Annotated in this window: 24 protein-coding genes and 1 riboswitch; of the genes, 14 read left to right on the top strand and 10 right to left on the bottom strand. The window is 70.5% G+C overall.

The features are described from left to right. Positions 1-8: 8 nt before the first annotated feature. Positions 9-626, top strand: a complete 618-nt coding sequence (locus F8S09_RS12585) for a CAP domain-containing protein (RefSeq protein ID WP_152871841.1) — start codon at positions 9-11, stop codon at positions 624-626. A gap of 7 nt (positions 627-633) precedes the next feature. Here F8S09_RS12585 and F8S09_RS12580 read toward each other — a convergent pair whose 3' ends face one another. Next, the gene (locus tag F8S09_RS12580) at positions 634-1230 is read right to left on the bottom strand and encodes a hypothetical protein (RefSeq protein ID WP_152871840.1); all 597 of its coding nucleotides are present in this window, start codon (positions 1228-1230) and stop codon (positions 634-636) included. Positions 1231-1277: 47 nt separating this feature from the next. Between F8S09_RS12580 and F8S09_RS12575 the strand changes: the two genes are divergently transcribed. Beyond that, entirely contained in the window at positions 1278-1799 is a 522-nt protein-coding gene (locus F8S09_RS12575; RefSeq protein WP_152871839.1) for a DinB family protein, read from the top strand. A gap of 56 nt (positions 1800-1855) precedes the next feature. On the opposite strand, the gene F8S09_RS12570 is transcribed toward F8S09_RS12575, so the two are convergent. Together F8S09_RS12570 and F8S09_RS12565 are read right to left on the bottom strand one after the other, a co-directional pair. After that, positions 1856-2443, bottom strand: a complete 588-nt coding sequence (locus F8S09_RS12570) for a histidine phosphatase family protein (protein WP_322618818.1) — start codon at positions 2441-2443, stop codon at positions 1856-1858. Between the two features lie 26 nt (positions 2444-2469). Then, positions 2470-2943, bottom strand: coding sequence for an acyl-CoA thioesterase (locus F8S09_RS12565; RefSeq protein WP_152871837.1), 474 nt, complete (start codon positions 2941-2943; stop codon positions 2470-2472). Between the two features lie 177 nt (positions 2944-3120). Here F8S09_RS12565 and F8S09_RS12560 point away from each other — a divergent pair, with 177 nt between their 5' ends. The 6 genes from F8S09_RS12560 to sugE all read left to right on the top strand — a co-directional run bounded on the left by F8S09_RS12560 (position 3121) and on the right by sugE (position 8322). Then, positions 3121-4260 carry an ABC transporter substrate-binding protein gene (locus tag F8S09_RS12560; protein WP_152871836.1) on the top strand — a complete coding sequence of 380 codons (1140 nt, stop codon included), beginning with the start codon at positions 3121-3123 and terminating at the stop codon, positions 4258-4260. Positions 4261-4408: 148 nt separating this feature from the next. After that, positions 4409-5269, top strand: a complete 861-nt coding sequence (locus F8S09_RS12555) for a branched-chain amino acid ABC transporter permease (protein WP_152871835.1) — start codon at positions 4409-4411, stop codon at positions 5267-5269. A 37-nt stretch (positions 5270-5306) separates the two neighbouring features. Next, on the top strand, positions 5307-6290 hold the full coding sequence (locus F8S09_RS12550) for a branched-chain amino acid ABC transporter permease (RefSeq protein ID WP_152871834.1): 984 nt from the start codon (positions 5307-5309) through the stop codon (positions 6288-6290). Beyond that, positions 6283-7116 (top strand): ABC transporter ATP-binding protein, encoded by an 834-nt coding sequence (locus tag F8S09_RS12545; RefSeq protein WP_152871833.1) that lies wholly within the window; start codon positions 6283-6285, stop codon positions 7114-7116. The genes F8S09_RS12550 and F8S09_RS12545 overlap by 8 nt, the downstream gene beginning before the upstream one ends. Next, entirely contained in the window at positions 7109-7816 is a 708-nt protein-coding gene (locus tag F8S09_RS12540; protein WP_152871832.1) for an ABC transporter ATP-binding protein, read from the top strand. The genes F8S09_RS12545 and F8S09_RS12540 overlap by 8 nt, the downstream gene beginning before the upstream one ends. 116 nt (positions 7817-7932) lie before the next feature. Further along, positions 7933-7992, top strand: a riboswitch (guanidine-III (ykkC-III) riboswitch). 9 nt (positions 7993-8001) lie between these two features. Next, entirely contained in the window at positions 8002-8322 is a 321-nt protein-coding gene (gene sugE, locus F8S09_RS12535; protein WP_152871831.1) for a quaternary ammonium compound efflux SMR transporter SugE, read from the top strand. Positions 8323-8375: 53 nt separating this feature from the next. On the opposite strand, the gene F8S09_RS12530 is transcribed toward sugE, so the two are convergent. From F8S09_RS12530 to F8S09_RS12510, 5 genes are all read right to left on the bottom strand, one after another. After that, entirely contained in the window at positions 8376-9989 is a 1614-nt protein-coding gene (locus tag F8S09_RS12530) for an aspartate:alanine exchanger family transporter (protein WP_152871830.1), read from the bottom strand. Positions 9990-10076: 87 nt separating this feature from the next. Continuing rightward, positions 10077-11024, bottom strand: a complete 948-nt coding sequence (locus F8S09_RS12525; protein ID WP_322618796.1) for an acetyl-CoA carboxylase carboxyltransferase subunit alpha — start codon at positions 11022-11024, stop codon at positions 10077-10079. Next, entirely contained in the window at positions 11021-11884 is an 864-nt protein-coding gene (accD, locus tag F8S09_RS12520; protein WP_152871829.1) for an acetyl-CoA carboxylase, carboxyltransferase subunit beta, read from the bottom strand. The genes F8S09_RS12525 and accD overlap by 4 nt, the downstream gene beginning before the upstream one ends. Before the next feature lie 106 nt (positions 11885-11990). Continuing rightward, positions 11991-12449, bottom strand: coding sequence for a LapA family protein (locus F8S09_RS12515; protein ID WP_152871916.1), 459 nt, complete (start codon positions 12447-12449; stop codon positions 11991-11993). A gap of 62 nt (positions 12450-12511) precedes the next feature. Further along, the gene (locus tag F8S09_RS12510; protein ID WP_194165334.1) at positions 12512-13819 is read right to left on the bottom strand and encodes a thymidine phosphorylase; all 1308 of its coding nucleotides are present in this window, start codon (positions 13817-13819) and stop codon (positions 12512-12514) included. A 32-nt stretch (positions 13820-13851) separates the two neighbouring features. On the opposite strand from F8S09_RS12510, the gene F8S09_RS12505 reads away from it, so the two are divergent. Continuing rightward, on the top strand, positions 13852-14256 hold the full coding sequence (locus tag F8S09_RS12505) for an ACT domain-containing protein (RefSeq protein WP_152871827.1): 405 nt from the start codon (positions 13852-13854) through the stop codon (positions 14254-14256). A gap of 135 nt (positions 14257-14391) precedes the next feature. After that, a complete protein-coding gene (locus F8S09_RS12500; RefSeq protein ID WP_152871826.1) occupies positions 14392-15195 on the top strand; it encodes a hypothetical protein in 804 nt (267 codons plus the stop codon). 23 nt (positions 15196-15218) lie between these two features. Here the strand turns inward: F8S09_RS12500 and F8S09_RS12495 are convergent, their stop codons facing one another. Next, complete coding sequence (locus F8S09_RS12495; RefSeq protein ID WP_152871825.1) at positions 15219-15758, bottom strand: (4Fe-4S)-binding protein; 540 nt, start codon at positions 15756-15758, stop codon at positions 15219-15221. Continuing rightward, the gene (locus F8S09_RS12490) at positions 15733-16719 is read right to left on the bottom strand and encodes a helix-turn-helix transcriptional regulator (protein WP_152871824.1); all 987 of its coding nucleotides are present in this window, start codon (positions 16717-16719) and stop codon (positions 15733-15735) included. Before F8S09_RS12490 ends, F8S09_RS12495 begins: the two co-directional genes overlap by 26 nt. An 88-nt stretch (positions 16720-16807) precedes the next feature. Between F8S09_RS12490 and F8S09_RS12485 the strand changes: the two genes are divergently transcribed. From F8S09_RS12485 to F8S09_RS12470, 4 genes are read left to right on the top strand one after another with little or no spacing between them, the layout of a single operon-like run. Next, positions 16808-17290, top strand: coding sequence for a DinB family protein (locus F8S09_RS12485; protein WP_152871823.1), 483 nt, complete (start codon positions 16808-16810; stop codon positions 17288-17290). A 5-nt stretch (positions 17291-17295) separates the two neighbouring features. Further along, positions 17296-17604, top strand: a complete 309-nt coding sequence (locus F8S09_RS12480; protein WP_322618795.1) for a DUF1905 domain-containing protein — start codon at positions 17296-17298, stop codon at positions 17602-17604. Between the two features lie 40 nt (positions 17605-17644). After that, a complete protein-coding gene (locus tag F8S09_RS12475) occupies positions 17645-18166 on the top strand; it encodes a DinB family protein (RefSeq protein WP_152871822.1) in 522 nt (173 codons plus the stop codon). After that, the gene (locus tag F8S09_RS12470; RefSeq protein WP_152871821.1) at positions 18166-18684 is read left to right on the top strand and encodes a DinB family protein; all 519 of its coding nucleotides are present in this window, start codon (positions 18166-18168) and stop codon (positions 18682-18684) included. The genes F8S09_RS12475 and F8S09_RS12470 overlap by 1 nt, the downstream gene beginning before the upstream one ends. Positions 18685-18711 lie beyond the last annotated feature (27 nt).

Raw genomic sequence — 18711 nt, 5'->3', positions numbered from 1 at the left:
TGCCCCCCATGCGTATCGCCCTGCCTGCCCTGCTGCTTTCCCTGCTGCTCGCCGCCTGCGGCGGCCCCACCCCCGCTCCCGGCGCGGGCGGCGTCACCGTGACCGTCAGCGACTCCGACTACGCCGACACCTTCAGCTACCAGGGGTCCGCCGACTTCCGCCCTGCGCTCGTTCCCGTGGCCGGATTCCCGCAGTCGGGGGCCGAGAAGGCCATGCTGGACGCCGTGAACGCCGAGCGCCGCCGGGGCGGTACCTGCCCGGACGGCCGGACGTTCCCGGCCCGCGCCGCGCTGACCTTCGAGGGGCACCTGCACGAGGCGGCGACCCGGTACGCGGTGGTGCTGGCGGGCCGGGGCACCCTGGAGCTTCCCCATAAACTCGGGACGAGCACCCCGGCCCGGCGCATGGTGGAGGCGGGCTTCAAACCCGCCCCCCCTGCGGGCATGACCTTGCGCTTCGAGGAAAGCCTCGCCGCCGGAATGACCGATCCCGCCGAGGTCATCGCGGCGTGGAAGGGCAGCGTCTCGCACTGCGCGGCCCTGTACAGCCCGGTGCCCCACGGCAGCGTGGCGCGGGCCGACGGGGCGGGCCGGGCCTACTGGGTGCTGAACACGGCGGGCTGGTAAGCCCCGGTCAGGGCAGGCCCACCAGCCCCCGCCCGTTGACCAGCGCCGTCCCCACCCCCAGCTCGGCGGCGAGGTCAGAGTTGGGGCGGCCCGGTTCACCCGCGAACAGCAGCACCGGACGGGCTTCCAGGCCCACGCTGCCGTGATCGTCCAGCCGCGCCAGCACGGCTTCGAAGGTCCAGTCCAGCGCCCACAGCCGCTTGAGGGCGTGCAGGGCCGCCGTGCCGGGTGGGGCGACTTGCGCCGTTTCCACCTCGCGCTCGCCGGATCGCCGCAGGTGCAGCTCGCCGCCCAGCAGCCGAGCATTGCCCAGCGCCCGGTAGAACAGTTGCACCGCGTCGTCTGACAAAGCACTCGTGCGAATCAGCTCGGCGGCGCGGGGAGCGAGCGCCTCCAGCAGGTCCTCGTCCAGCCGGGCGGGATTGAGGACCGAGAAGAGGCGCCGGAGCTGCTCGGGCAGGTTGTTGCCCCGGTAAAAGGCCTCCTCGTAGCTCGCGGGCACCACCATCCCGGCGCTCAGGCGCCCGGCGTGCGCGGCCAGCCGGTGCGTCTCGGCGCCGACCACGGCGGCGGGCTGCCGGGCCGCCTCGGTGAAGGTCAGCATGGAGGGGAGCTTAGCAGGGAGGTCACCGGGCGGGGGATACTGCCCCCATGACTGCCCAGGACCGCCGCTTTCCTATCGGCCCGATTCAGGACCTACCCGCGCGGGACCGGGCGGCGCTGGAGGCCGTCGCCCTGCGGATGGAGTCGACCGGGCGCGATTGGCGGAACGCCGTAACCGGGCTGGACGCGGGGGCGCTGGCCCGCACCTACCGCCCCGGCAGTTGGACGGTGGCCCAGCTCGCGCACCACGCGGCGGACGCGCATCTGCACGGCCTGAACCGCCTGAAATATGGCCTGACAGTGGAGGGCTACGTCATTCAGCCGTTCGCGCAGGAGGCGTGGCTCGGGCTGGCGGACGCGGCGCTGCCCGTGGGGGAGGCGCTGGGGCTGATGGACGCCGCGAACATGCGCTGGACGGCCCTGCTGCGCGGCACCGACCCCGCGCAGTTCACCCGCCGCGTCACCCACCCGCAGGAGGGCGAGCAGGACCTGTGGCGCCTCGTCGCCAAGCACGACTGGCACCTCCGGCATCACCTCGCGCACGTGCGGTTGGCGCTGGCAAATCAGTAAAGGAGCAGCCCCCCGCCGCTCCGGTGGGGTCCTGGCGACTGGCTGCTGACGACCCTTTACCCCTCCAGATGCGCGTGGTCGTTGTACATGATCAGCGTCCAGCCCGCCGCGCCACGCTCCAGCCGGGTCAGGCCGGTGTGCGCGTGGCGGTAGGGAAAGGGCAGCACGTACCCCGGCTGCGGGGTCGCGGGCCAGCCGAAGAGGGTGCACAGCAGCGCCCGCAGCGCCGCCCCATGGGTGAAGGCGGTGACGGTCCCGCCGGGCAGCCCCTCGGCCCAGTCGCGCATCCGCTCTCCCACTGCCTCCAGGCTCTCGCCGCCGCCGGGCGCGGGCAGGCGCCAGGGGTCGCGCTGCCACGCGGCGTACTCGGGGTCGTGCAGCACCTGCTCGGAGGTCGCGCCCTCGTAGCGCCCGAAGTGCAGTTCGCGCAGGCGCACGTCGAGGGTCAGGGGCTCGCCGGGCAGGGCGAGGAGGGCCGTGTCCACCGCCCGCTGAAGGTCGCTGGAGTGAACCTGTCCGGGGTCGGTGCCGAGGAGCCGCCCCGCCAGCCGCGCGGCCTGTCTCTCCCCCAACTCGCCCAGCGGCGTGTCGGTCCAGCCCTGCCAGCGGCCCTCGCCGTTCCAGGCAGTCGCCCCGTGGCGAATCAGCGTGAGCTGGAGGGGAGCGGTGCTCAGGGCCGGGCCTCGGCGTCAGGGTGGGCGCTGGCGATGTCCAGGCCCTCGGCCAGGGGGGGCACCGGGCGGGGAGTGCCGTCCTCGCCGATCGCCACGAAGACGAACAGGCCCGTGGTGGCGAGTTCCTGCTCGCCGGAGGCCATGTGCTCGCGGTACACATCCACCTGAATGGTCATGGAGGAGCGGCCCACCCGCACCACGCGGGCGTCGAGGGCCACCGCGTCCCCCACCCGGATGGGTGTGCGGAAGTCCACCCCGTCCATCCGCGCCGTGACCACTGCGCCCCCCGGCCCCGCGTGCCGCACCGCCGCCACGCTCGCCGCCTTGTCCATCAGCGACAGCACGAAACCCCCGAAAGCGGTGCCCAGGTAGTTGGTGTCCTTGGGGAAGACGAGTTCGAGCATCCGGGCGCGGCTCCGGGGCGCAGGGGTGCGGGGCTGGGGGGGCTGAACGGGCGCAGAGTCGGTCATCGCGCCCGGCAGTGTACGGCCCGCGCCGGGAACGGTGAAGGAATGGGGGCTGGACAATTGACACCCCCCCGTGTCCATGCCAGCATGCGCCTACCCACAATCCTGCGCTGTTCGGCTGCCAGCCCACCTGGCACACGTCAAGTCTCGTGCGGTGTTCAGAACTGCACCGGAGGTCTTATGAAGAAGCGTCTTCTGCTTTCGCTGGCCCTTGCCCTCTCGGCGGCTCCCGCCCTGGCCGACAAGGTGGTCAGCATCGGCTACAGCGGGCCGCTGTCGGGTGGCGCGGCCTTTTACGGCAAGGATGTCCAGAGCGGCATCGAGATGGCGATCAATGACCTGAACAAGGCCGGAGGCATCACGGTGGGGGGCGAGAAGGTCACCTTCCGGCTGGTGTCGCTCGACGACCGCTACCTTCCCAACGAGACGGCTACCAACGTGCGGCGCCTGACCTCGCAGGGCATCGACATCATCTTCGTGCCGCACGCGGGCGGGATTCAGGCGGTGCAGCCGCTCGCGGTGCGTGACCCCAACTTCCTGCTGGTCGCGTATTCCAGCGAACCCGCGATTCTGGCGGCGAAAAACCCGCTGACCTTTATGCTGCCGCCGCGCTACGACAACTACATCCAGCCTTTCGTGCAGACGCAGATGAAGGCCTTCGGCAAGAAGCTCGGGCTGATCGGCACCACCAGCGCCTACGGCAAGCAGTGGACCGAGGCGATCAGCGACGGGTGGAAGCAGCAGGGCGGGACGGTGGGCGCCAACAACGGCGTGGACTACAACACCACCGTGGACTACTCCAGCGCCGTGACCAAGGCCCTCGCCGAGCGTCCCGACGTGCTGTTCGTGGGCGGTCCCTCGCAGCCCACCGCGCAGGTGATCAAGGCTGCGCGGGAGCAGGGCTTCAAGGGTGGCTTCATCGTGATGGACCAGGCCAAGTTCGAGCAGATGGACGACGTGATTCCGCGCAGCTACCTCGACGGCAGCGTGGGCGTGCTGCCCACCGTCGAGTACCCCGGCACCCAGGTCTTCCGCACCCAGTACGTGCGGGCCTACAAGAAAGACCCCACCAGCGAGGCCGCGCTGAACTACATGGGCATGAACATCATCGCCCGCGCGATGACGCTCGCCGGAACCACCGACAACCCCGAGGCCATCCGCGCCCGGCTCAACGCCGCCGCGCGGGCACTGCCCCAGCGCCAGACGATCTACAAGCTCGCGGGCGTGACCGCCGGGGGCCACGTGGACGCCGAGTTCGTGATCGCCAGCGTCAAGGGTGGCAAGTACAACCGCCTGCGCGTGACCAAGGTCTACAAGTAAACGGAATGCCGCAGAGGTCCGCCCCCCGCGTTCCACGCCCGGCGGCGCGGCCTCTTCCCCATCCGGCCCTGGCCGCGCCCCCTACCCAGCGGGACGCGGCCTCCTTTGCTTTCTTCCCGGCCTCTCGCGCTTTTCAGGAGACCCCACCTTGACCATCCTCTTTCAACAACTCTCCAACGCGCTGGCGCTGGGCGGCGTGTACGCCCTCGTCGCGCTGGGGCTGACGCTGGTGTACGGCGTGATGCGGGTGCCCAACTTCGCGCACGGCGGCCTGTACATGCTGGGGGCCTACTTCACCTACGCGGTGCTCAACGGGCTGGGCGTGCCCTACCTCGCCGCGCTGCTGATCGCGGCGGTCGCGGTCGCGCTGCTCGCGGCGCTGCTCGAACGATTGGTGTTCTATCCCCTGCGCAACGCTCCGCACGTCCACGCGATGATCGCGGCCATCGGGGTACTGTTCTTTTTCGAGGCGGTCGTCCAACTAATCTGGGGCGCCGATTTCAAGCAGATCGCCGAGCCGGTGCCCGGCATCCTCAACCTGGGCGGCGTGGTCATCACCTGGCAGCGGCTGCTGGTGATCGTGGCCTCGGTGCTGGTCATGCTGGGGCTGAACTTCTTCCTCAAGCGCACGCTGACGGGCGCGACCATCGAGGCGATGAGCCAGAACCGCGAGGGCGCCCGGCTGGTCGGCATCAACGTGAACCGGGTCGGGATGCTGACCTTCGCCATCTCGGGGGCGCTCGCGGCGGTGGCGGCGGCCCTGATCGCGCCCATCGTGTCGGTGACGCCCGCGATGGGCGAGGTGATGAACCTCAAGGTCTTCGCCATCATCATCCTGGGCGGGATGGGCAGCGTGCCGGGGGCCATCGTGGGGGCCTTTTTGCTGGCCTTCGCGGAGGTGTTCGGCGGCTTTTACATCAACCTCGACTTCGCGGACGTGATCGGCTTCGCGGCGCTGGTGATCGTGCTGGCGATTCGCCCGCAGGGGCTGTTCCGGAGGGGGACGTGATCCGGGTGAGTGGACTTCGTCACGGGGGGGGCGCCCGATGACCCGCCCCGGCTTCAAACCCGGCGCCCTGGTGTGGGTCGCCGTCTTTGCCCTCGCGGCGCTGATTCCGCTGTTTCAGCCCGGCGGCTTCGTGCTGGACGTGGCGATCAACGTGATGATCTGGTCGATGGTGGCTTACGGCCTGAACGTGATGCTGGGGTACACGGGGCAGTTACCGCTGGCGCACGCGGGCTTTTTCGGGATCGGGGCCTACGCGGTGGGCATCCTGACGCTCAAGCAGGGCTGGAACTTCTGGCTGGCGTGGCCCGCCGCCGTTCTGATCTGTGCGCTGGGCGGGCTGCTGCTGGGGCTGGTGGCCTTCCGGACCAAGGGCGACGCCTTTTCCATCTTCACGCTGGGCGTGGGCGTGATCATCGCGCTGATCATCAACAAGTGGGACAGCCTGACTGGGGGCAATGACGGCCTGAACGGGGTGCCGCCCGCGTCCAGCCTGTTCGGGATCGACTTTTCCAAGTCGGCCAACTTCTACTACGTGGCGCTCGCGGCCCTCGCGCTGACGGTGCTGCTCGTGGCCCGCACCCGGCAGAGCGTGTTCGGGCGTTCGCTGGTCGCCATCCGGGGCGGCGAGGACCTCGCCCGGAGCGCGGGGATCGACGTTTTCTCACACAAGCTGCGGGCGCTGATGCTCTCGACGGCCATCGCGGGGCTGGCGGGCGGCGTGTACGCAGCCTACGTGGGGTTCCTGGGGTCGGCGGTGGCCGGGCCGACGACCACCTTCACGGTGCTGCTGTACCTGCTGGTCGGCGGGGTGGGCACCCTGGCGGGGCCGTTGCTGGGCACCGGCATCGTCTACGTGGCGCTGCAGTTCCTGAAGGGGCTGCAGGATTACCAGTACATCGTGTTCGGGCCGCTGCTGGTGCTGCTGGTGCTGTTCGCGCCGCAGGGCCTCGCGGGGCTGTGGGACCGCGCCCAGACGCGCCGGGCCAGCGCCCGCACCGAACGGGCGGTGGACCATGCCTGAGGGCAGCATCCTGGATGTCGAGGGGCTGGGCATCCGCTTCGGCGGCCTGCACGCCGTGCGCGACGTGACGACCCGCCTTCCGGCGGGGCGTATCACCGCGATCATCGGGCCGAACGGGGCGGGCAAAAGCACCTTTTTCAACCTGATCTCGGGGTTCTACCAGCCGACCTCGGGGCGCATCCGCTTTCAGGGCGAGGACATCACCCGCCTGAAAGCCCATCAGGTCGTGGGGCGCGGCGTCGCCCGCACCTTTCAGACGACCACCATCTACAAGGAACTCAGCGTGCTGGACAACGCGATGATCGGCCACCGGGTGAGGACGCGGGCGGGGCTGTGGGACGCCCTGCTGCGGACGGGCCGCGAACGCCGTGACGAGGCGGAGAGCCGCGACGGCGCGATGCGGGCGCTGGAGCGGGTGGGGCTGGCGGGACAGGCCGGGCGGCCTGCCGGTGCCCTGACCCAGGAGGGCCAGAAGCGCGTCGGCATCGCGATGGCACTCTCCAGCGACCCCCGGCTGCTGCTGCTGGACGAACCCGCCGCCGGGATGAACCCCGAGGAGACGGTCAACCTGATGGGTCTGATTCGGGAACTGGTGTCAGAAGGCCTGACGGTCGCCCTCGTCGAACACAAGATGAGCCTGGTGATGGGCCTCGCGGACGAGATCGTGGTCCTGCACCACGGCCAGAAGATCGCGCAGGGCACGCCGGGAGCGGTGAGCCGCGACCCCGCCGTGATCGAGGCCTACCTCGGCGGGCACGCGCACGGCGGGCAGATGGGGCAGCCGGGCGCCGCCGGAGCCGGGGCTGGGGAGGGCGCCCATGCTTGAGGTGCAGAGGCTCAGCGTGAACTACGGCCCCTTCCGGGCGCTGCACGACGTGGACCTGACGGTGCAGGAGGGCGAGATCGTGGTGCTGCTGGGGGCGAACGGGGCGGGCAAGAGCACCCTCTTTCGGACGCTGAGCGGCCTCCAGCGCCCCTCGGCGGGCACGGCGACGTGGCGCGGGGTGCCGCTGACGGGCGGGCGGCCCGAGTTCAACGTGTCGCACGGCGTCGCGCAGTGCCCCGAGGGCCGGTTGCTCTTTCCCGACCTCAGCGTGGAAAAGAACCTGCGGCTGGGGGCCTTCGTCCACCGCCGGGACGCGGCGGGCACCCAGCGCGAGCTGGAGCGGGTGTACGCCCTCTTTCCCATCCTGGTGGAAAAGCGGAATGCCCCCGCCGGAAGCCTCAGCGGCGGGCAGCAGCAGATGGTCGCCATCGCGCGGTCGCTGATGGCCCGGCCCGAACTGCTGCTGCTCGACGAGCCGTCGCTGGGGCTGGCCCCGTTGGTCGTCGAGCAGGTCTTCGAGGCTGTGCAGCGCGTGAACGAGGCCGGGGTCAGCGTGCTACTCGCCGAGCAAAATGCCTTCGCCGCGCTGGGCATCGCGCACCGGGGCTACGTGCTGGAGGGGGGCCGGGTCTCCTTGCAAGGCTCGCAGCAGGCGCTGCTGGGCGACGACCGGGTGCGGAGCGCGTACCTGGGCGTGTAGCGGTCAGTCCCCAGCGGGAGCGGCGTGTAGCGGGAGGCTTACACGCCGCTCCTCCTTTGCTTACATGGGGCCGCTAGACTGCTTCTCAGTCGCCCCTCTGCGCTGGACAGGATGGGGGGGGGCCGAACTCCGGACGAGAGACGCCGCCGTACCCGGTCACGACAAGACGGCGCGGGGGAGGTCGTATGGCATGGACGCTGCTGGTGATCGCCGGGCTGCTGGAAGTCGGCTGGGCAATTGGTCTGAAGTACACCGAGGGCTTTACCCGGCCCCTGCCCACGCTGCTGACCGTGCTGAGCATGGTCGCCAGCATGGGCCTGCTGGGGCTGGCGGCGCGGACGCTGCCCATCGGCACGGCCTACGGAGTGTGGGTGGGCATCGGGGCGGTGGGCGCGGCCATTCTGGGCATCGTGCTGTTCAAGGAACCCGCGACCCTCAGCCGCCTGCTGTTTCTGGGCATGATGATCGTGGCGATTATTGGGTTGAAGGCGACGAGCGGGCACTGACCCGGCCACTGGGGGCGGACAGGCTTCACTGGGAAGCCTGTCCGCCCCGGCCTTTACCCCGCCAGCCGCAAGATGAGCTGCGCGAGCAGAATCTTGCCGATCAAGGCTGCGGGGTACACCGAGGCGTAACCCAGTTCGGGCACCTCGCTCCGGGTGCGCTCGGTGGCGTAGCCCAGCACGGCGGGCTGGGTGTCCAGCCCCGCTGCGAGGCCGGAGAGCAGGCTATAGGGCAAGCGCAGCAGCCGGTAGCCGGTCCACAGCAGGGCGCCGGTCACGCTCAGGGTGACCGCCGCTCCTGCAAGCAGCAGGGCAAGTCCCTCGGCGGTGGCGAGCTGCGCGGCGAAGCGCCCACCGCTGCGCAGGCCTACCCCAGCCAGAAAGAGGGCCAGCCCGAACTGCCGCAGGGTGAGATTGGCGCTGTAGGGAATGTTCCACACGACGCGCCCGCTGCGGCCCAGCGCCCCCAGCACCAGCCCCACCAGCAGCGGCCCCCCCGCCACCCCCAGCCGGAAGGTACCGCCCCCCGGCAGTGGCAAGGGCAGCGTGCCCACCAGCAGCCCCAGCACCAGCCCCAGGCTGAAGGTGAGCAGGTTGATCTCCGAGAGGTGGCGGTAGGAGTCCCCGAAAAAGCGGGTGACCTCCGCCATCCGCCCGCGCGGGGCCAGCACGCGCACCCGGTCGCCGAGTTCCAGCACGGTGCGGCCGTCCGGCACGATGTCGCGGTCACCCCGGCGCACGCGGGTGACGGTGGCGCCCAGCCGCTCGTTGACCCGCAGCTCGGACAGGCGCCGCCCCGCCACCCCGGGGCTGGACACGAAGATGCGCCGGAAGTCCAGCACCGAGCGGTCCTCGCTCAGGGACTGCGCCACCTCCTCGCCCAGCACCCGGATCACGGCGGCCACGTCGGCGGGAGCGCCCGTCACCGACACGAGGTCGCCCCCCCGCAGCACCGACCCCGCCTCAGCCGTCTCAAGGTGCCCGCCGTGCAGCAGCCGACCGAACACCACCCGCCCGCCGTGCGCCCGCACGAAGGACTCCACCGTCAGCTCGCGCCCGTCGGTGACCCGCAGGGTGCGGGTGACGGGTTCCTCGCCCGAGACGCCTAGTGCCCGCGCCTCGGCGGCGTAGTCGGGCCGGAAGCGGCGCTCGAAGAAGAAGAGGGCCAGCATCACCCCGATCACGCCCATGGGATACGCGATGGAGTAGGCCACCACCGGGTCCCCCGCGCCGGGCTGCCCCGCGACCGCCTCGATCACGCCCGCGAGGGCCGGGGTACTCGTGAGCGCCCCGGTGTACAGCCCCGCCGTGAGCGCGGGCTCCAGACCCAGCAGCCGCCCCAGCCCCAGGGTCAGCCCCGCCCCCAGCGTGAGCAGCCCCAGCACCAGCCCATTGCGAATCAGCCCGGCCCGCCCGAACGAGGACAGGACGTGCCCGCCGCTCGCCAGCGCGATGGCGTACACGAACAGGGCCAGCCCCAGTTCGTACACGGCGGGATCGAGCGCGATGCGCGGGTCGAGCGCACTCACGAACAGGCCTGCGAACAAGACCCCCGCCACCCCCAGACTAAAGCCAAAGACCCGCACGCCCCCCAGCGCGAACCCCAGCAGCAGCACTGTGAAGAGGGTCAGCACCGGATTCTGGGCCAGCAGGTCGAGCAGCGGGAGCATGGGGTCACCCTACCGCGCAGGGGCAACGGACCCAGCAGAGGGGCCGCCGGAGGCCTCACACCCCCGGCGGCCCCCCAGCGAGAAGCGTTATTCCTCCCGGAACGCCCCCAGCGCCCGGAAGCGGGCCGAGCGCCCGGCCTTCAGCTCGTCCGGCCCCAGCCCCGACAGCTCCGCGAGGTGCCGCGACACGGCCTCGCCCAGCGAGCGGGCCGCCGCGTCGGGGTCGAGGTGGGCGCCCCCCACGGGTTCGGGCACGACCTCCTCGACCAGCCCCAGCCCCAGCAGGTCGGGGGCGGTGAGCTTGAGCGCCTCGGCCGCCTCGGGGGCCTTGGCCGCGTCCTTCCAGATGATGGAGGCCGCGCCCTCAGGCGAGATCACCGAGTACCAGGCATTTTCCTGAATCAGCACCCGGTTGCCCACCCCCAGCGCGAGCGCCCCGCCCGAGCCACCCTCGCCGATCACGGCGCAGACGGCGGGCACGTGCAGGCGCACCATCCGCTGAATGCTCTCCGCGATGGCCCAGCCCTGGCCGCGCTCCTCGGCCTCGATGCCGGGGTAGGCGCCGGGCGTGTCGATCAGGGTCACGACGGGCAGCCCGAAGCGGTCGGCCATGTCCATCAGCCGGATCGCCTTGCGGTAGCCCTCGGGGTTGCTCATGCCGAAGCGGCGGCGAATCTTGCTCTTGGTGTCGCGGCCCTTCTGCTGCATCAGGAGCATGACGGGCGTCTCGCCCCAGCGGGCCGGGCCGCCGAGCAGGGCGGGGTCGTCACCGTAGGCGCGGTCGCCGTGCAGCTCGGTGAAGTCGGTGCAGAGGCGCTCCACGTAGTCCAGCGCGGTGGGGCGGCCCGCTGCCCGCGCCAGGCCCACCCGTTCCCAGCGGGTCAGGCGGGCGTGCCCCTCGCCACGGAGCCGCTCGACCTCGGCCCGCAGCGGAATCAAGGCGGCGTCGAGATTCTGGCCCGTGCGCTGCGCCGTGTCTTCCAGGTCGCGCAGCCGGGCTTCGAGCTCGCGCAGGGTGTCGGCGGGGGCGGTCACGCGCCCCCCTCGGGCGCGGGCCGCCGGGTCAGCACGCCCAGCAGCGAGTGCAGGTAGGCCCGGTGCTCGCGGCGGTCCACGACCGCGTCCACCATGCCGTGTTCCAGCAGGAACTCCGAGCGCTGGAAGCCTTCCGGGAGGTGCTGCCGGATGGTCTGCTGAATCACGCGCGGTCCCGCGAACCCGATCAGGGCGCCCGGCTCGGCCACGATCACGTCCGCGACGGTGGCGAAGGAGGCGGTCACGCCCCCGGTGGTGGGGTCACTCAGGATGGAGACGTAGGGCAGTCCGCGCTCGGCCAGGCCCTCGAGCGCCACCGTCGTCTTCGCCATCTGCATCAGCGACAGCGCACTCTCCTGCATCCGCGCCCCGCCGCTCGCCGCGACGAGGACGAAGGGCGTTCCGGCCTCCGCCGCGTGCTCAGCAGCCCGTGCGATTTCCTCACCCACCACGCTGCCCATGCTGCCGCCCGAAAAGGCGAAGTCCATCGCCGCGACGGTGACGGGCAGACCCAGGATCGTCCCGGTTCCGGTCAGGATCGCGTCGGGGCGCCCCGTCTTCCGCTGCGCCCGCGCCAGCCGCGCCGGGTAGGGCTCGGTGTCCTCGAAGCCCAGGGGGTCCACGGGCTGCACCCGGCCCGAGAGCTGCCGGAAGCTGCCCTCGTCGAGCAGCACCTCCAGCCGCCGCCCCGCGTCCAGCCGCAGGTGGTGGCCGCAGCGCGGGCAGACGTGGGCACTGAGTTCGAGGTCACGGTTGTAAACCCCCTCCTTGCACTGGGGGCACTGGGTCCACAGGTCCGGCAACTCCGCCCCGGCCTGCGGCTGGGGACGGCGTCTGCGGAAAAAACGGTCGAGCGCCATAGCCTTTTCACTCCTCTTTGGGGAAAACCAGCTTCCCGGCGCATTCTAGACGCGCCGGGAAGGACCGGACCCCAGTTCTGAACCGGGTGCAAGGAGGTGGGGGGCCTTACTTCAGCCGCCGCTTGAGGTAATCGTCCATCTGCGCGAGTTGCAGGTTCAGGTCGCGTTGCAGGGCGTCGAGGCGGGCATTCGTCTCCGAGAGATCGGATGAGGGCAGGGCCGGGCGGCTCACGCTCTGGCCCAGCGTTTCGAAGCGCTCGTCGATATAGGCCTGAAGCTGGGCAAAACGGCTGCCCTCCTGCGCGTCGAGGTTGGCCCGCAGCGCTTCCATGTCGCGCAGCAGCCGGGCGCTGTCGGCCTGGGCACGCAGGCGGTCCACATTGCCCCACAGGTAAAAGATCAGCGCCAGGAAGAGGCCCGTCAGCAGCAGGATCAGCCCCAGCGGCACGCCCCGGTAGGTCACGAAGCCCAGGTTGAGGGTATGCCCGAACATCAGCGCGTGGCGGTTGATGACCGCGAATATGGCCGCCAGCACCACGATGACGATCAGCACGATGGTCCGCATCCGCATGGGGTGAGCCTAGCATTCCCCCGTCACCGGGCCGGGCCCGAAGTCGGGGCCGGGGCTCAGTTCACCCGGTCGAGGATCAGCGGCTGGGGCTCGGGCGCCCGGTCCGTCACCGCCAGCCCCTCCTCCAGCAGGGCGCGGGCCGCCTCCAGTCCCCGGCCGTCCCGGTGATAGAGGCGCAAGACGGGTTCGCCTGCCCCCACCGCCTCGCCGGGCTTCTTCAGCACTTCCACCCCGACCCCGTGGTCAATGGCCTCGCCCTGGCGCTCCCGTCCACCTCCCAGCACGAGGACCGCCCGGCCCACCGCGAGGGCATCAAGGCGTTCGACAAAGCCGGAAGCGGGGGCCACCACGTCCGAGCGGCCGGGGGCCACGTCCAGCCGCTCGGGGTAGTCCACCAGCGCGGCGTCCCCGCCCTGGGCCTTCACGAAGGCGCGGAACTTCGCCAGGGCCGAGCCGTCCGTCAGGGTCGCGCGGGCACGGGCCTCAGCCTCTGCGGGGTCCTCGCCGTGGGCCGCGAGCGCCTCGACCGCCAGGGCCACGCACAACTCGGTGAGGTCCTCGGGGCCTTCGCCGCGCAGGGTGCTCAGGGCTTCCTGCACCTCCAGGCTGTTCCCCGCCATGTGCCCCAGCGGGGTGTCCATGTCGGTCAGCACGGCGCGAACCTGCCGTCCGGCGCGGGTGCCGATGTCCACCATCGCGCGGGCGAGGCCCCGGCCGTCCTCCAGCGTCCGCATAAAGGCCCCGGCCCCCACCTTCACGTCGAGAACGACCGTGTGCGCCCCCGACGCCAGCTTCTTGCTCATGATGGAAGAGGCGATCAGCGGCAGGCAGTCCACCGTGGCGGTCACGTCGCGCAGGGCGTAGAGCTTGCCGTCGGCAGGGGCGAGGTCCCTGGTTTGCCCGATCAGCGCGAGGCCGATCTCGCTCGCCTGGGCCAGAAAGCGGTCCTCGGGGAGGTCGGGGCTCCAGCCGGAAAAGCTCTCTAGCTTGTCGATGGTGCCGCCCGTGTGGGCCAGCCCGCGCCCGCTCATCTTGGCGACGGTCAGGCCGAGGGCGGCGAGCATGGGCGTCAGGATCAGACTGGTCTTGTCGCCCACGCCGCCCGTCGAGTGCTTGTCCACGGTGCGCGGCAAGTCGCCAAGGTCCATCTGGTCGCCTGAGTCGGCCATCACTAGGGTCAGGTCGGCGGTTTCCCCGGCGGTCATGCCGCGCAGGTAGACGGCCATCAGCCACGCGCTGACCTGATAGTCGGGCACGTCGCCGCGCGTGTAGCCCAGCACAAGTTGTTCAAGTTCGGCGCGGGTGTGGGCTTCGCCGTCGCGCTTCTTGCGGATCAGGTCGGGGATGTTCAAGGCGGAGGTCATAGGGCAGTGTAGCGGGCGTGCCATCCTCCCCCATGACTCCTCCGGCCCGCCCCCACCTCACGCTCTCGGTCCTGGGGGGCGCCACGCCCACCGAGTTCGCCGTCGCCCAGCTTCCGCCGGAGGCTCCCCTGCCGCCGCTCGGCGGAGAGTTCTTTAGCCTGACGCGCACCGCCGAGGAACTGTCGCTGTTGTGCGAGGCCGCGCACCTCCCGCCCGGTGTCCGGCATCAGGCGGGGTGGGCCGCGCTGAAGCTGCACGGTCCCTTTGACTTCGGGCTGACGGGCATCCTGACCGCCGTGCTGGAGCCGCTGCGGGAGGCCGGGGTGGGCATCTTCGCGCTGAGCACCTTTGACACCGATTACGTGCTGGTCCCGGCGGCGCGGTTGCCAGACGCGCTGGCGGCGCTGCGGGGGGCGGGGCACACGGTGGAGGAATAGAGCGTCCAAGAAAGGTACAGAAGGCAGAACCTCACCCGGGCGCTGTCTGCCTCCGACCTTCTGCCCCTGAAAGCGCAGAGTCAGAGGGACGTGTCAGGCTGGGGCATGATGCGCTGTCTGCTGAGCCTGTCTTTCTTGAGCGTCCTGCTGGCTCCTGTGGCGGCTGCCGAGAGCAGCGAGGGCTTCGGACTGAGCTACGCGCCCGCCGAGTGGCCGGCCTTGCTGCGAATCGCTGAGCAACTCCCCGCGTTCGCGGGCCTCACGTTCAGGGACGGGCTGGTTCCTGCCCTGACCGACGTGACCCAGGCGGAGCGCGTGCGGGCACGGCTGAAGACAGATCCTTACTGGCGCAAGTACAGCGTGGACCTCGCAGAGGCCGTGAAAGCGCAGTACAGCCTCGCCGACCTCGTGCGGGCGGCGCAGGCGGTCAAACGGGTGCGCCCACAGACCACCGTGCGGGTGGACACGGCGCTCAACCGAGTGGTGGTGAACACTTCCGTAACGGAGACGGCGCGGCTGGCACGGGCGGTGGGGGTGCCTGATCTGGTCATCTCGCGGCATGAGCGGCCCCAATTCCGCGCCGAAGTGACGGCCAAGACGCTGACTCCGGCGGGCATAACCGCGCTCAAGACCACGCCGTTCGGAGAAAACCGCCTGAACGTCACGCTGACCAACCCCCTGAACCGCCCCGCCCTGCTCGCCCACGGGTGTGGAGGCAGCCTGCCGGTCAGGGTCTTGACGCTCCGGGGCGAGCGCCTGCCGGACGCCGAACAGCCGATCATTTGCACCGACGTGCTGCTCCGCACCGTGTTCCAGCCGGGCGAGTCACGCACCTTTCCCAGCTTCTCGCTCTCCGAACTGAGCCGTCTCAAGCCCGGGCCGTATCTCTGGCAGGTGGCCGAGACGGGGGAACGTGTGCCCTGGACCCTGCTTCCCTGAGCCGCAGGGCAGAGCCTCCCCGCCTAGCGTCCCTCTGCTCCCCGCGCCCCGTCCGCCTGCTGGCCTTCTTCCGGTTGCCCGTCGCCGCGCTGGTCGGGGGTGGCCTGGCCGCCGGGCTGGTCACTCTTCCAGCCGATCTTCGCGTGGGTGCCGTCGCAAAAGGGCTTGTTGCCGCTCGCCCCACAGCGGCACAGGGCGGCCCGCACCTCGCGCACCTCGCCCGCCGGGGTCTGAATCACGAGGTCGCCGCGCATCACGAGGGGACCGTCTTTCACGGGCATGACGGTGGTGGGCATGGCGGGCGCTTCGGGGGGAGCGCCGTGCAGCGCGTAGTGCAGCGCCCCGGTCGGGCAGGTCCGCACGACCTCGGCCACCCGCGCGGCGTCCGTCTCGTTCCAGAGCTGAATCCAGGGCCGCTCCTTGGGGCGGAAAACGGAGGGCAGGCCGCGCACGCAGTTGGCGACATGGGTGCAGCGGGGGGCGTCGTAGGTAACAGTGATCTCCCCCTCCGTGTACGCCTTGCCGCGCAGCAGGTCGTCATGGGGCACCGGGTTCTGGGTCATGGGCCAGTGTACCCCCGGCTTCCGCCGCCGCGCAGCGCCCGGCCAGCCGCCCGAACACCCCGCGCAACTCGGGCGGGCCGTCCACCCGGAAGGCGCACCCCAGCCCCAGCAGAAAGGCGGCGAAGTTCTCCAGGTCCTCGCGCTGGCAGCGCAGCCGGGAGCCGCCGCCCTCGGGGGTGAGGTCGGTGCGCCACAGCGAGACGCGCCCGGCCAGTTCTTCCGGCGGAGCAGCGAGCCACACGCTGACCGCGTGGGCGGGGGGTAAGTCGGTGAGGGTGTCGCGCAGGTACGCGAGGGCGTCGAAGGCGTCGGGCGGGGTGAAGCCCAGGTCCAGCACGCTCAGGCCGCGCATCCGGTCCAGCCGGAAACAGCGCCGCTCGCCGCGCAGGTGGCACCAGCCCACCGTGTACCAGCGCCCGCCGAGATGAACGGCGCGGTACACGTCCACGTCCCGCGCGGTTGTCTGACCCTGGTGTGAGACGTACTCGAAGCGCACCGTCCGCGCGGCCCGCACCGCCTCCAGCACCTGCGAGAGCAGCGCCGCGTCCGTCGTGACCACCCAGGGCGAGGCGTCCAGTTGCACGGCGTCCTCCAGCGCCTGCACGCTCTCGCGCAGGGCGTGGGGCAGGGTGCGCCCCAGCTTGGCGCCCGCCGAGTGCGCCGCCGGAGCCAGGGCCTGCAAGCCCAGGTGCCGCAGCGCCTGGAGCCCCAGCGCGAGGCTGAGGGCCTCTTCCCCCGTGAACATCAGCGGCGGCAGCCGGAAGCCGGGTTTCAGGCGGTACGCGCCGCCCACCCCCCGCCGCCCCTCCACCGGGATGCCGAGGTCTTGCAGCCGCGCCACGTACCGCTGCACGGTGCGCGGGCTGACCTCCAGCCGCCGCGCCAGCTCCGCGCCCGTCACGGTTTCCCGCGCCTGCAGCAGTTCCAGCACGGTCAGCACCCGCATGGAGGGGTCGTACATGGAAGACAGCATGACACCCAAAAGCGTCATGCCCTGACGGGAATCTCGTTTACGTTAGGGACGTAACACCATCCCAGGAGGGAGCAAGATGACGAACACCGCGACGGCAACCATCGTCTCGCTTGAGGAGTTCCTTATCTATTGGCAGGGCCACCGCGCCCTGACCCGCCGTGTGATTGAGGTCTTCGCGGAAGATCAACTGTTCACCTTCAGTGCCGCGCCGCCCATGCGCCCATTCGGGGTGATGGCCTGGGAGATTCACCAGGTCAGCGAGTTGACCCTGAATGGTCTGCTGACCGGCAAGTGGCCCGAGCCCGACTGGCGGGAAGGCGTCTCTAAGGACCGCGCCGAACTGCTGAAGGCCTGGGACGCGCTCTCTGGGCGGCTGGAACGGGAGTTCCTGAAAGTGGACCTCGCCTTTTTCCCACAGACGCACACGCTTCCCTGGGGTGAGATGACCGGCTGGGCCGCCGCCATCTACACCATCGACAACGAGATTCACCACCGGGGCCAGGGCTACGTGTACCTGCGGGCGTTAGGAATCGAGCCTCCCGCCTTCTACGAGCGGTGAGGAACGTGTCGGGCCCGAGTCGTCCGTCCACGCGGCTGGAATTCAGCGGCCCGCTGTGGTTCTGGCGCGGTCCGGCCCCCTGGTATTTCGTGACCGTCCCGGCGGAGCAGTCCGGCGAGTTGAAGGCCACCTCCGGCCTCGTCACTTACGGCTGGGGCATGATTCCGGTGCGCGTCCAGGTCGGCACGACCGCATGGAAGACCTCGCTGTTTCCCAAGGGGGACCTCTATGTGCTGCCCGTTCGGGCCAGCGTTCGGCAGGCCGAGGGGTTGGAGGAAGGCGACCTCGTGAGCGTACACCTGGAGGTGGCTTGATGACTCTTCCGCACGACTTCCACTCTTCCCAGAGGTGTCCATGATTGAACTCTCTCTCCTGCTCGACTCCTTCCGCCGCAATGGGCGCGTGAACGAAACGGTGCTGGCGGCCCTCACGCCCGCCGACTTCGACCTGTCGGACGGTCGGGGCGGCTGGACCATCGAGCGGCATCTGCGGCATATGGCGGGCTTCCGCGTGGGCTGGTTGTGGAACCTGTCGCGCGAACACGCGGACCCGCTGCTCGACCACACGCAACGAGACGCAGACGGCGACCCCCAGTGGCGCTGGCACGACTGTCCCCCGGCCGAGTTAGCCGCCGCCTTCGCTGCGGGCGACGAGGCCACCGTGAACGCGGTACAAGCCCATCTGGACTCGGGCGAGCCCTTTGCGGACCCCTGGAACGAGGGCGCCTACCGTTCCCACCCAGCCCACTTCCTCCAGCACACCATCGTTCACGACAGCCACCACCGGGGGCAGATCATGGCCCTGCTGCGGCTGGGTGGCCGGACGAAAGAGGAGATGGACGCACTGGACGACCACTGGGCGATCTGGCGGGAGTGATGAATATCCCTGATCTTTACGCCTACCTCGTCCGCGCCCGCTGGGACCTGTGGGCCACGCTGGAAGGGGTGCCGGATGAGGTGTTGTCGCGCCCGCTGCTGGACGGCGAGCGGTTCCGCTGCATCAAGGACCTCGTGGCGCACACGGCAGCGGTGGAAGACGGCTGGATTCATTACACGGTCCTGCGTGACACACCCGTGGAGGACACCTTTCCCGCCATCAAAGCCGCCGGAGACGGCCCAGTCTACGCGGCCTTTCCCCTCCCGGAGCTGCTGGACTACTGGCGGGCGGTGGAGGCGAGCACCCTGACCTATCTCGCCACGCTCACTGATGCCGATCTGGAGCGCGTCGTGGAGGACGCGCCGGGGGAGCACTTCAAGTTGGACGGCCTGCTGTGGCATGTCCTGCTGCACGAGGTCCGGCACACGGCGCAGATCGCGGCGCTGCTGCGGACGCAGGGGATCAGGCCGCCGTCGCTGGACCTGTTCTTCTACCTGCCGAACGTCTCCAGGGCCTGATTCCCGCCAGTACAGCAAAACCCCCCG

It is taken from the genome of Deinococcus terrestris (assembly GCF_009377345.1).
In the GTDB taxonomy this organism is placed as follows: domain Bacteria; phylum Deinococcota; class Deinococci; order Deinococcales; family Deinococcaceae; genus Deinococcus; species Deinococcus terrestris.
This window is presented reverse-complemented; position numbering and strand designations above follow the sequence as displayed.